Below are 12,305 nucleotides of genomic sequence, written 5' to 3'. Positions count from 1 at the left end.
CGTCGAGGTGACGGGCCGGCACGCCTTTTTTGCATTTCGGTTGCATTGGCGTTTTTGGTGTCGGTCGCCAAGTTGTGCCGTTCTTTGGATGTTCCTTTGTCGTTCAGTATCCCTATTCCGAACAAGGAAATTGCATGACCTTTCGCGCTCAATTACTGGACACGCTCGCGTCAAACGCGCCGCATGATTTCGAAACCAAGGCGCTCGGTCTGGTGCCCATGGTGGTTGAAACGAGCGGCCGCGGCGAACGTGCCTATGACATCTATTCGCGCCTGTTGAAAGAGCGCGTGGTGTTCCTGGTCGGGGAAGTGAACGACCAGACGGCAAACCTCGTGGTCGCGCAGTTGTTGTTCCTCGAAAGCGAAAACCCCGACAAGGACATCAGCCTGTACATCAACAGTCCGGGTGGCTCGGTGTCGGCAGGCATGGCCATTTACGACACCATGCAGTTCGTGAAGCCGGACGTCGCTACGTTATGCATGGGACTGGCCGCGAGCATGGGCGCGTTCCTGCTGGCAGCGGGCGCCAAGGGCAAGCGCGTTGCGCTGCCCAACGCACGTGTCATGATTCACCAGCCGCTGGGTGGTGCACGCGGCCAGGCGTCGGACATCGAAATTCAGGCACGGGAAATCCTGTACCTGAAGGAGCGTCTGAATCAGTTGCTCTCGCACCATACGGGTCAGCCGGTGGATCGTCTCGCACGCGACACCGACCGCGACAATTTCATGTCCGGCGACGACGCCCAGGCGTACGGTCTCGTCGATCAGGTTCTTCACAAGCGTCCCTGAACGATGTCGCGCCGGTCGTTGGGGAATAACGGGCCGGCCGTTCCGTTTTTGTCCATGCAGGCGTTGCGATTTCAGGCCAGACCGTCAACGGCGGCGCGGCAAATGGCACCAGTGCGCAAGCCTGGTGTCAACGCGGAAAACGGCGTCAAAGCACACGCCACACACGCTTTCACCCTCTGCACATGCCATTTCTGCGTAGGTGAGTTGAGCGGCGTATTATGTAATCGAGTGTCCGGAGGCTCACACATCCATGGCGGACAAAAAGGGTTCTAACAGCGAAAAGCTGTTGTATTGCTCGTTCTGCGGCAAGAGTCAGCACGAGGTCAAGAAGCTGATTGCGGGTCCCTCTGTATTCATCTGCGATGAATGCATCGACTTGTGCAATGAAATCATCCGCGACGAAGCAGCCGGCGCGGCGGAAGAGGCTGGCCTGACGAAGTCGGATCTGCCCAGCCCTCAGGAAATCAGCGAGATCCTGAACCAGTACGTGATCGGTCAGGATCGCGCGAAGCGGATTCTCGCAGTGGCGGTTTATAACCACTACAAGCGCCTCAAGCATCTTGAGAAGAAAGACGACATCGAGCTGTCGAAGAGCAACATCCTGCTCATCGGGCCCACGGGTTCGGGCAAGACCTTGCTCGCGCAAACGCTGGCACGCATGCTGAACGTTCCGTTCGTGATTGCAGACGCGACCACGCTGACGGAAGCGGGTTACGTTGGCGAAGACGTCGAGAACATTATTCAGAAGCTGCTGCAAAACTGTAACTACGAAGTCGACAAGGCTCAGCGCGGCATTGTCTATATCGACGAAATCGACAAGATCAGCCGCAAGTCGGATAACCCGTCCATCACGCGTGACGTGTCGGGCGAGGGTGTCCAGCAAGCATTGCTGAAGCTGGTCGAAGGTACGATGGCTTCGGTGCCGCCGCAAGGTGGCCGCAAGCACCCGAACCAGGACTTCATCCAGGTCGACACCACCAACATTCTGTTCATTTGCGGCGGCGCGTTCGACGGCCTTGAAAAGGTCATCATCGATCGTACGGAAAAGACCGGCATCGGTTTTGGCGCAAGCGTGAAGAGCAAGGTGGATCGCGACGCGGGCGAAGTGCTGCGCGAAGTCGAACCGGAAGATCTGATCAAGTTCGGCTTGATTCCTGAGCTGATCGGCCGTCTGCCCGTCGTGGCGACGCTTGGCAAGCTGGATGAAGACGCGCTGATCAAGATCCTGACTGAACCGAAGAACGCGTTGGTGAAGCAGTACCACAAGCTGTTCAACATGGAACGTGTCGACCTGGAGATTCGTCCGGGCGCACTGCAAGCCATTGCGTTGAAAGCAATTCGCCGCAAAACGGGCGCGCGTGGTCTGCGATCCATTTTGGAACAAGCATTGCTTGATGTGATGTATGAGTTGCCGACAATGAAAGGCGTGAGCAAGGTCATTGTCGACGACAACACAATTGATGGCGACGGTAAGCCGCTATTGATCTACGAAGACACACCGAAGGTTGCAGGTTCAAACTAAGGTTGGGCTGTGTGTCGGCGAGAAAGCCGTTCATGGCAACGTGAACGGCTTTTTGTTTATTTTTCGGATATCTTGTGGACGTTACTGACGCGAATTTTTTCGATTCACCGATCTTTTCCCACACGCTTAAGGCTTGCAATCCATTTTGACGGCCTTATTTACGACTGAACTGATTCCACTACTGGGGAAATGAAATGTCAGGAACCCAACTCCTCCCGCAGGAACGCATTACTCTCCCGCTGCTCCCGCTGCGTGACGTAGTCGTTTTCCCGCACATGGTGATTCCGCTTTTTGTCGGACGACCCAAATCGATCAAGGCACTCGAAGCTGCGATGGAAGGTGGCAAGCACATCATGCTTGTTGCCCAGAAGACCGCAGCCAAAGACGAGCCGACCGAAAAAGACATGTACGAAGTGGGATGTATCGCAAACATCCTGCAAATGCTGAAGCTGCCGGACGGCACCGTGAAGGTGCTCGTCGAGGGCTTGCAGCGTGCCAAGACGCTCACGATCGAAGAACAGGAAACACAGTTTTCCTGCGACGTGATGCCGCTCGAACCCGACCACGCCGACAGCGCTGAAACTGAAGCACTGCGTCGCGCGATTGTGTCGCAGTTCGATCAGTACGTGAAACTCAACAAGAAGATCCCTCCCGAGATCCTGACGTCGCTGTCGGGTATCGACGAAGCGGGTCGTCTGGCCGATACCATCGCGGCGCATTTGCCGTTGAAGCTCGACCAGAAGCAGCACATTCTCGAGATGTTCCCGGTTGTGGAACGCCTTGAGCATCTGCTTGCCCAGCTCGAAGCCGAGATCGACATTCTTCAGGTCGAAAAGCGTATCCGTGGACGCGTGAAGCGTCAGATGGAAAAGAGCCAGCGCGAGTATTACCTGAACGAACAGGTCAAGGCGATCCAGAAGGAACTGGGCGAAGGCGAGGAAGGTGCGGATCTCGAGGAACTCGAGAAGCGCATCACCAACGCGCGCATGCCGAAGGAAGCCAAGAAGAAGGCTGACGCTGAGTTGAAGAAGCTCAAGCTGATGTCGCCGATGTCGGCTGAAGCCACCGTCGTGCGCAACTACATCGATACGTTGATTGGTTTGCCGTGGCGCAAGAAGAGCAAGGTCAACAATGACCTCTCGAACGCGGAACGCGTGCTCGACGAAGATCACTTTGGCCTCGAGAAGGTCAAGGAACGGATCCTCGAGTATCTTGCGGTCCAACAACGCGTTGAAAAGGTCAAGGCGCCTATCTTGTGCCTCGTCGGGCCTCCGGGTGTTGGCAAGACCTCGCTGGGCCAGTCAATCGCCCGCGCAACGAACCGCAAGTTCGTGCGCATGGCGCTTGGCGGCGTGCATGACGAGTCCGAGATTCGCGGTCACCGTCGCACGTATATCGGGTCGATGCCCGGCAAGATCCTGCAAAGCCTGGCAAAAGTCGGCGTGCGCAATCCGCTTTTCCTGCTCGACGAAGTCGACAAGATGGGCATGGATTTCCGCGGCGACCCGGCTTCGGCTCTGCTTGAAGTGCTCGATCCTGAACAGAACCATACGTTCGCCGATCACTACATCGAAGTCGATTTCGATCTGTCGGACGTGATGTTCGTGGCGACGTCGAATTCGCTGAACATCCCGCCGCCGTTGCTCGACCGGATGGAAGTGATTCGCCTCTCGGGTTACACCGAGGACGAGAAGGTCAACATCGCGCAGAAGTACTTGTTGCCGAAACAGACGCGCAACAACGGCCTCAAGGCTGGCGAGATGGATCTCACGGAAGAAGCGATTCGCGACATCATTCGTTATTACACGCGTGAAGCTGGCGTTCGCTCGCTTGAGCGCGAAATGTCGAAGATCTGCCGCAAGGTCGTGAAGATGCTTCTGCTGAAGAAGGCAGAGGGCGCGGTCAAGGTGGATGGCAGCAATCTCGATACGTTCCTCGGCGTGCGCAAGACCGACTTCGGTCTGGCCGCGAAGGAGAACCAGGTTGGCCAGGTCACGGGTCTCGCGTGGACGGAAGTGGGCGGCGATCTGCTCACCATCGAAGCTGCCGTGATGCCGGGTAAGGGCAACATCATCCGCACGGGTTCGCTCGGCGACGTGATGAAGGAATCGGTCGAGGCTGCACGTTCGGTGGTTCGTTCGCGCTCGCGTCGTCTGGGCGTGTCGGATGAGGCGTTCGAGAAGAAGGACATCCACATTCACGTGCCCGAAGGTGCGACGCCGAAGGACGGTCCGTCCGCAGGTATCGCGATGACGACGGCGCTCGTGTCCGTGCTGACCGGCATTCCGGTTCGCGCAGACGTGGCGATGACCGGCGAAATCACGTTGCGTGGCGAAGTGTTGCCTATCGGCGGATTGAAGGAGAAGTTGCTGGCAGCGCATCGCGGCGGCATCAAGCTCGTGCTGATCCCGGAAGAAAACACGAAGGACCTGGCCGAGATTCCGGACAACGTGAAGAACGCGATCGAAATCGTTCCGGTTCGCTGGATCGACAAGGTGCTTGAGCTCGCACTTGAGCGTGTTCCTGCCGCGTTGCCGGAAGAGGAAGCCAAGCCGGCAACGCCTGCTGTTGCGGAAAAGAAAGACACGCCAGCAGCCGGCGATTTCGTGAAGCATTAAACGCTGGTCGAGGCGCGGAGCGAACTGTCGCGCCGAGATTAAGCAAAGTAAAAACCCGCGGGGTCATTGTGAAATGACTCCGCGGGTTTTTTATTGGCGTGTCCGTCCACGCATTTGGCGCTGCAAAAACCCTCTAATCAGGCTCAATCCCTGTTGACACGGGGGTTTCGGCTACTTCTAATGACCGCCGCACTTGGGGCTTCCAGCCCGTGCTCAAGCAGCCTGTCACGAACCCACTCTTTGCAGCATCGCCCAACCACACACCATCATTCGGGGGATCACAATGAACAAGACGGACCTAATCGACCATATCGCGCAACAAGCGGATATATCCAAAGCAGCGGCCAGCCGTGCACTCGAAGCCGTGATCGGCGGAGTCAAGACGACATTGAAGAAGGGCGGCTCGGTGACGCTCGTCGGCTTCGGTACGTTTGCCGTGGGCAAACGTACGGCGCGCATCGGCCGTAACCCCCGCACCGGCGATGAGATCAAGATCAAAGCCGCGAAAGTTCCGAAATTTCGCCCTGGCAAAGCACTAAAAGATGCGCTAAACTAGCGGACTCGCTGGATATGGAGCGGTTTGAATCGCCTTCAGGTCCGGTAGAATGAGTCGCACAATTGAATGGCGAAACGGGTGCTTAGCTCAGTTGGTAGAGCGGCGCCCTTACAAGGCGTAGGTCGGGAGTTCGAGCCTCTCAGCACCCACCATACCGTTTCGCATGCAATGTCCGAAGTAGTCTGAAGAAGTTCGGAGAAATACACGGAAACCCGCACAGCTATTGGCTCTGCGGGTTTTTTGTTGCCCGGAAATCGTCCCGGATAGTCCGGACCCGTCCCGCTGGATCCGAAGTTTGAGCGGGGTATTTTTTGAGGTATTTTGGGTTTTTCACCCACTTGTGCCTTTGCGTATACCCCGAAAAATGCCCAAAACCTTACTGCATAAGCTTTCTAGGCTGGCAATTTTGAAGGCCAAGCCGCAAGTCAAGCCCTATCTTCTCTCGGACGGCGGACGGCTCTTTCTCCGCGTTCAACCAGATGGCGCAAAGCTCTGGCGATGGAAGTATGAGTTTGCCGGCAAGAACAAAACGATGGCACTCGGGACGTGGCCCGAGGTCACCGAGAAAGAGGCGCGGGCGGCACATGCGGCCGGCCGCGAGCTTTTGCGCAAGGGTGTCGACCCAATGCGCGAGCGTCGGATGGCCAAGGCTCAGGCTCGGCTACAGGCGTCAGAGACCTTCGAGTCGGTAGCCAAGGCTTGGATCGCTTCGCAGAAGTCTCACTGGTCCGAAAACTATCTGGACAAGATTGAACGACGTCTGAAGAAAAATGCTTACCCCTGGATCGGCCAGCGGTCGATCGGCGAGATCAGCACGCATGAATACGTGACCGAAGTTATTCATCGCGCGCGCGACAGGGGCGTGGCGGACACCGCCCGTAGGGTCCGTGAGACATGCAACTGCGTTTTCCGGCATGCCGTTGAGACTGGCATCATCAAGGTGTCCGAGAATCCGGCGCTCGACCCGAAGGTGGGCGGCGTCCGTACGCCGTCCGTGAAGCACTACGCCGCGATTACGGAGCCGGAGGCATTGGGACAACTCATTCGCGCTATCCGATCCTACAAGGGCACGCCCATAGTCCGTGCCGCTCTGCAGTTCACGCCGCTGGTCTTCCAGCGTCCGGGGCAGGTGAGGGCCGCTGAGTGGGATCAGTTTGACCTCAAGCGCGGCCTGTGGATATGTCGGCCGCCATGATGAAGGGGCGTCTTGAGCGCAAACAAAATGGACCTCCGCATCTGGTGCCGTTGCCACGGGAGGCAGTAGCCATATTGAAGGGCCTGTATCCATTGACCGGGCCAAAGGGATTCGTATTCCCTAGTCGGAAGGTGGGGGTTCCGATTTCGGACGGCACCATCAATGCGGCATTACGCACGTTAGGTTACTCGGGGCAGGAGATGACCGGTCACGGTTTTCGGGCCACTGCGCGCACGTTGATTCGCGAACGTCTGGGCTACGAAAAGGACGTCGTGGAACGTCACCTCGCGCACGGTAGTGATGAGGAGTTGGGCGACGCGTACGACAGAACGCAGTTCTTTGAGCAGCGCAGGATTATGGTTCAGGACTGGGCGGATTATCTGGAGCGTCTGGCATCACGCCGCCTGCCTGACGTTGCTGACGACGTGCCGGAACCACTCTTGTCAGCTTCGGATGTTTCGAGCGACGAGATCATTGACAACCACTTCTTCATTTAGGTCAGGTATCTGTCTGGGACGAGGGGTGCTCGAGAAGATGTGCGAGAGTGGCAATGAGGAATCGGTAATCGAGGCATCGCGCGATTGAAATAAGGAGTAGCGAAATCTGCGGAAGATATGGCATATCAATTATTCAGGAAAGCGATATATATTTAAATGTGGACGATTCACACGGGGATAAGCGCAAACGCCCAATGCACAGCACGATGAATGGCAGCGCATCTCACGATTGCATTCGATGTCCTTGTTCTCAGGGCGCATCGAAGGGTCCTGGGTCATAAAAATGCATTCCCGCGGCTATTGCAGCCTTAAGGAAGAAAAGCTGCTGCTCAAATGGCACGAATTCACTAAAAAATTGAAAATTGAGGTAAGTTTCGCCTACTGACTGGAAATTGTGGAATTCGGAGGAAAACTGCCGCCAAGCACATTCGCGATTCTTGGCAAGTCTGTTGCTGGGGCCGCATTTGCGGTGCTGCTTGTTACTCATTAAATTCGTACGTGCACCCGCCCGTCAGGGCGCAGCCAATCAGGAGCCGACGATGAAGGAGCAGCCACCTGCCTCCCTCCCTCCCTCCCTCCCTCCCTCCCTCCCAATGAAAGAGCGACTGGTTCGCCTGCGCGAGGTCAGAACGCGTGTGGGCCTAGGGAGGAGTACTCTCTATCAATACCTTGCTGACGGGAAATTCCCCCGACCTGTCCAGATTGGTGGTGGCAGGGTTGCCTGGATCGAAAGCGATATCGATATGTGGATTAAGGAGCGGATCGCAACAGGCACGAGTGCGCCAAACCCGGCTGATGCGACTGTACAACGACTCGCCACAGCACTTGCGTCGAAAGCGAGACGGTCGAAAAGACTGAATGGGTCGGCGGACGCTGAAACGCGGCGACGCAAGCGCGAGGGTGGATTGTGAAATCATGTTTGGACGAACAACGTGTATGTAGTCCTATGTAATCAACTCTAACTGCATTGATCAGCGTTTTATGTTGAGAGGATGGAACATGACGGAACAATACGCCACCTATTCCCTGAGTCCTATTGAGTAGATACGGCCGAATGGAAGGCATTTTTGCGGAGTTGCCACTGAGATCTAGTTTGGCAATCCGTATGCGCCCGCGACAATAGCCGAGGACGTTCAGTGACTCAACTCTGATGCGACGATGCCTGGTCGGTGACAATAAAGTTGCGAACCGGAGCCCATACCGCTGCTTGCCCTCTAGGGTCCCAATGGGCGAGCGGCAAGTTGGTCGCGGATATTGCTTGGATCCGCAGTTTTTCGGCCGTTGCGGCCGTTGGCGAGCTCGTCCCATTCTTCGCGAATGTCGGTTCAGGGGCCTCGGTTGAACTGGCTCTATCGGCCATGAAGGGACCGTCACGATATCGTTTCGAACGACCGAAGTTGAGCCCGGTGCGGCCTATCGCGCGCTCCAGTTGATCTGCTTTGGTGCACTTGATCGCCAGCAGCAAGGACGGGTCGATATCGTTGGTCTGGCCCGGTAAGACAGAGGCCGCATACGGAGCTAGAAAAACAACGACGATAAGGACGTTGGGCGGCGACGGTCTTTGGGGATCGGCGCATTATGCGCGACACCCATCTTGGGCGAGGCAGTTGTTGATTCAAAACCGGGCACGGTGAATCGTTTTACTGTTGGAGTCGCGCTCACGATGCCGTGCTCCTTGGTCGACCTTGTTGATCGAACGGGCTTAGCACTGGTGGCGCCGGTTTCGCTCCGGCTTGCAACCATCGCTATGACCGTCTGCAATTCGTTGCCGTGGGCGCTATTGATTTCTTGTCCCGGCATCGCTGTACAGGACTACTCCAACCGATGCTACCCAAACGGCCCCGACATCTGCCGACGCTATAGCCTCACGCCGATTGTCAAAACGCTTCGATCACCGTCGGGGAGACTGTGCTGCATTGAAAATGTTCGGCGCCGGATCGTCTTTAGTGGGTAGCGCGCTCGCAATTTGCGCCGTTATCAGGCGCGGAGCTCATCACTAGGCTAACCAGTGTCGATTGGGAAGACGACCATGACGCCGGATCATCTAAAGCAATTCAAAAGCCCGTAACGTTCACAAAGAATCGCGCGCTCTTTTCCGCTTCTCGGGGTACACATAAAGGAGATTCAGATGCCTTCACCAGTCCAACTTGTCGGTAACCTAAGCGGCGCTATTGGCTCCGACTTTCGCCGCCCCCTGAACCAGCTTGTCTTTGTCGAATTCGGCGGCAAACTTTCCCGTCTGAATCTTACCCACACCGCAACCGTTGTCACTTCCGGCTCTGCGACCCTCCTTGCCAGCTACGGCTTTAACCTCGACACCGGCATCGAAGACTCCACCGGAGCTCCTCTCACCGGCGACATCTGGTGGTCGCCTCCGGCTGGCATGGTTCGCATCGGCAACGCACAGATGATCAATCTCGGCGTGACCGATTTTGCCTCGCTCACGCCAGACACCATTCAGAGCCTGCCTTATTCCGCCGCCACAATTCCGCAAGCGAATCTTTCGACCAACGATGTATTCGCTGTTCACACGAACGGAGGGAATTTTTCCAAGATTCAGGTAATCGCTGCCGGGCTCAACTTGCAGATTCAATGGGTCACCTACAAGCTGGATTCCCCTTACGCGGTCCTGGGCACCGGCTATCAGGAGCCCGAAGACGTCAAGGTGAGCGCTGATGGGATGCATGTTTACGTGACGGAGCGGACTGGGAACCTGCTCAAGGTTCCATTGGCCGGCCCCAATCGCACACCGGCAATGGTGCTTTCGTCGGGCATGACTGCGCCTCAGCAGCTTTTCCTTGACGAGTCGAATAACCACGCCTACGTGGTCGAATTTGCGCCCGCCGGTCATCTGTGGCAGATCAATCTGACCACCGGCGCAAAGACCGCCGTGCTTTCGGGCCTGCAAAACGCAGTGGGACTGGTGCTTGGCGCTAACCTGCAATTCGCCTACATCAGCGAACAGACCACCGGACCGGACACGGGGCGGGTGAGCCGTTTTCAACTCAGCAATGGCGCGCGCCAGACGATCGTCAAGGGTCTGACGGCACCTTTTTTCCTGACCTGGAACGATGCCACCCAGAATCTGTTGCTCGTCCCAGAACGCGACCCGGCCAACCGTATCACCATGATCGACGTGGCCGGGAAGAACTCGCAGGTGGTTCTTGACGGCGTACCCTTCCGGCCATCGAGTGTCACCGTGCCGGCTCCGGGCCAGATGCTGATCTGCAGCGACAAGATCATCGAAGAGGCGGATTTGCTGGCTTTCCAGCCCGCTGGCCCAGTGCTCATGGGCATCGGTTTTATCCCATTCGACAAGGTAATCACCGTCGCGGGGCCGACGCAGGGACTGGCCGACACGACCGTGGATCCCACCTATTTTTATCAGGTGAAGAATACGCCCTTCGGAGGCGCGCTACCGCTGACGCTCAACTACATGCGAGCCCTCAACGACGGCGCAGCGTACTATCGCGTCTTCGTCCAGAATGCGAGCCAGGGCTTCGTCCTCCGGGACGTTAGCTGGACAGACGAGCATTGGAACGGGTTCGAGTTCGTAGCTGTCACGACCGGCCCCAGAAACGTTGGCGGCCAGCCGGGCTTCTTTCCCACGCGCGCGATAAGCGACCTGTTCCTGTGGATGAATCCGTCGCTGGGCGGCTTCGTGCAGTCTACTGACCTGCCCGACGGGCTCAACACGATCTGGATCGAGTTCGTTGGTGCAACGGGAAACCTTATCGAGTGGGCCACGCCGCTGACCATCCTCGTGGACAATAACCGCTGCACGGCGACGCTCGCGCCACCGACCGTGAACGCAGCCGGCGCGGATTCCACCTGCGGTCTCCTTCACTATGGGACGACGGATGCATCGCCAGTTAGCATGCCGTTCACGGCGAGTCATCCGAACAACTTTGCCACCTTCAGCTTCGTGCTGGTCAAGGGCGTCAACCAGGTGACGCTCCCGCCACTGCCGATTGCAGGCGATCCCGTTACAGCAGCGCTTGGGCTTTCGCCCGTCGTCGAGACGGTCGCCAATCTCCGCGGCAATTGCACGATTGCTGCGTTTGCCGAAGAAGTCCATGTCTTTGCCGCAGCCAACAACGGGTGGAGCCGGCAAAGTCAGTACGATGCCGACGCATTGATCGCCTATGTTTTGGCACCCTGACGCGTGATTTTGCGTCGCGCGAGGCGCTCGGTGATGGCGCTGATGCGATGGACGACGGCCTCTACGCAGCGAGAGATTTATGCCAAAGGAGAGGGTGGGACGTCCCCAGCATCAGCCCGCATTGGGATCAACGCCTTCAGGCGCTTGCCGCAGACGTTGTCGGCCGCTGCCCAGAAAGGCCGCCAGCGCCTGACCGTCACGGACAGCCTGAAGGAGACCAGGGTAATGAACGCACGATGGCAAGCGCCCAGTCTTGCACACGAGCGCTTTGCCTCCCGCTAACCCGGCATCCTGCGTGGGCCGCCTTGTCAATGAGCCATCGCTATAGCCCAGGCGGCGAAGCAGGCGGTCACCTCCGCGCGGTTTGCGTCCGCGAGGCATTGCGCCGAAATGAAGTCGCGAAGAAAAGAACCTGACTGGACCGCGTTGGCCCAGTACTCCCACGTGTGGCCACCGGGACGATCCGCGTAATCATGCGGCACACCTAGCTAGGAGCCGCCGCCAAGCAAGCCGGCAATGTCCGAAAGAGGTCGAGCTTCGGACCGGTGAGGGCGTATGTTCGGCAGGCGACTCAGGGTCGAGTACGGCCGATCATGTTTCCCATCAACAACCGGTCGATCAGGCGGACCAGCATCGCTCGAGTGCAGCAGTCGCCGCCATCCCTTCGTTTTAAGCGGACGGTCAAGTGGCACGGCGGTGATAACTAGGGTTATCACCGCAATCACCAGGTGGCAATGCCACCGGAAACGGACGGGGGTAGGGCGTCGCCGTTCGCGTTGTTCTACGGCGGGGCCCCGCGCGATGGAAGGACTGCAGTTCGGCCATTGCGGTCGCTGAGGTGACGACGTCGATGAGGCGGCTACAGGTCACTTTCCTGCCGTTCGCACACCGATAAACAAGGATGTCAGGTCTCACTGTCAGTGAATGCGTGCTCCCGACCCTGAACGGCCCTTCGACCCGGAGTGAC

10 protein-coding genes, 1 tRNA gene and 1 pseudogene are annotated in these 12,305 nt (G+C 57.6%); 9 read left to right on the top strand and 3 right to left on the bottom strand.

All coding sequences use genetic code 11. The features are described from left to right. Positions 1 to 134: 134 nt before the first annotated feature. From clpP to M0D69_RS13695, 7 genes are all read left to right on the top strand, one after another. Positions 135 to 788 (top strand): ATP-dependent Clp endopeptidase proteolytic subunit ClpP, encoded by a 654-nt coding sequence (gene clpP / locus M0D69_RS13725; protein WP_047896881.1) that lies wholly within the window; start codon positions 135 to 137, stop codon positions 786 to 788. Positions 789 to 1,038: 250 nt separating this feature from the next. After that, complete coding sequence (gene clpX / locus M0D69_RS13720) at positions 1,039 to 2,310, top strand: ATP-dependent Clp protease ATP-binding subunit ClpX (protein WP_047896882.1); 1,272 nt, start codon at positions 1,039 to 1,041, stop codon at positions 2,308 to 2,310. A 194-nt stretch (positions 2,311 to 2,504) separates the two neighbouring features. Then, the gene (lon, locus tag M0D69_RS13715; RefSeq protein ID WP_122171820.1) at positions 2,505 to 4,928 is read left to right on the top strand and encodes an endopeptidase La; all 2,424 of its coding nucleotides are present in this window, start codon (positions 2,505 to 2,507) and stop codon (positions 4,926 to 4,928) included. A gap of 283 nt (positions 4,929 to 5,211) precedes the next feature. Next, complete coding sequence (locus tag M0D69_RS13710; RefSeq protein WP_047896884.1) at positions 5,212 to 5,484, top strand: HU family DNA-binding protein; 273 nt, start codon at positions 5,212 to 5,214, stop codon at positions 5,482 to 5,484. Between the two features lie 76 nt (positions 5,485 to 5,560). Continuing rightward, positions 5,561 to 5,636, top strand: a tRNA-Val gene (locus tag M0D69_RS13705). Between the two features lie 143 nt (positions 5,637 to 5,779). Next, entirely contained in the window at positions 5,780 to 6,679 is a 900-nt protein-coding gene (locus M0D69_RS13700; RefSeq protein WP_301782528.1) for an integrase arm-type DNA-binding domain-containing protein, read from the top strand. Continuing rightward, the gene (locus M0D69_RS13695; RefSeq protein WP_301782527.1) at positions 6,664 to 7,176 is read left to right on the top strand and encodes a site-specific integrase; all 513 of its coding nucleotides are present in this window, start codon (positions 6,664 to 6,666) and stop codon (positions 7,174 to 7,176) included. Before M0D69_RS13700 ends, M0D69_RS13695 begins: the two co-directional genes overlap by 16 nt. 250 nt (positions 7,177 to 7,426) lie before the next feature. Here the strand turns inward: M0D69_RS13695 and M0D69_RS13690 are convergent, their stop codons facing one another. After that, positions 7,427 to 7,663, bottom strand: a complete 237-nt coding sequence (locus M0D69_RS13690) for a hypothetical protein (protein ID WP_301782526.1) — start codon at positions 7,661 to 7,663, stop codon at positions 7,427 to 7,429. A 52-nt stretch (positions 7,664 to 7,715) separates the two neighbouring features. Between M0D69_RS13690 and M0D69_RS13685 the strand changes: the two genes are divergently transcribed. Then, positions 7,716 to 8,087, top strand: coding sequence for a helix-turn-helix transcriptional regulator (locus M0D69_RS13685; protein WP_367619710.1), 372 nt, complete (start codon positions 7,716 to 7,718; stop codon positions 8,085 to 8,087). A 607-nt stretch (positions 8,088 to 8,694) separates the two neighbouring features. Here the strand turns inward: M0D69_RS13685 and M0D69_RS13680 are convergent. Continuing rightward, positions 8,695 to 8,976 carry a hypothetical protein gene (locus tag M0D69_RS13680; RefSeq protein ID WP_301782525.1) on the bottom strand — a complete coding sequence of 94 codons (282 nt, stop codon included), beginning with the start codon at positions 8,974 to 8,976 and terminating at the stop codon, positions 8,695 to 8,697. A gap of 328 nt (positions 8,977 to 9,304) precedes the next feature. On the opposite strand from M0D69_RS13680, the gene M0D69_RS13675 reads away from it, so the two are divergent. Continuing rightward, complete coding sequence (locus M0D69_RS13675; RefSeq protein WP_301782524.1) at positions 9,305 to 11,338, top strand: YncE family protein; 2,034 nt, start codon at positions 9,305 to 9,307, stop codon at positions 11,336 to 11,338. Positions 11,339 to 11,687: 349 nt separating this feature from the next. Here M0D69_RS13675 and M0D69_RS13670 read toward each other — a convergent pair. Further along, positions 11,688 to 11,826: pseudogene (locus M0D69_RS13670) on the bottom strand (esterase family protein); the annotation flags it as partial. Positions 11,827 to 12,305 lie beyond the last annotated feature (479 nt).

The sequence above is a fragment of the Caballeronia sp. SEWSISQ10-4 2 genome, assembly GCF_030464885.1.
Classification (GTDB): Bacteria; Pseudomonadota; Gammaproteobacteria; order Burkholderiales; family Burkholderiaceae; genus Caballeronia.
The sequence above is the reverse complement of the archived record's forward strand: the minus strand, read 5'-3'. Positions and strand labels throughout refer to the sequence as shown.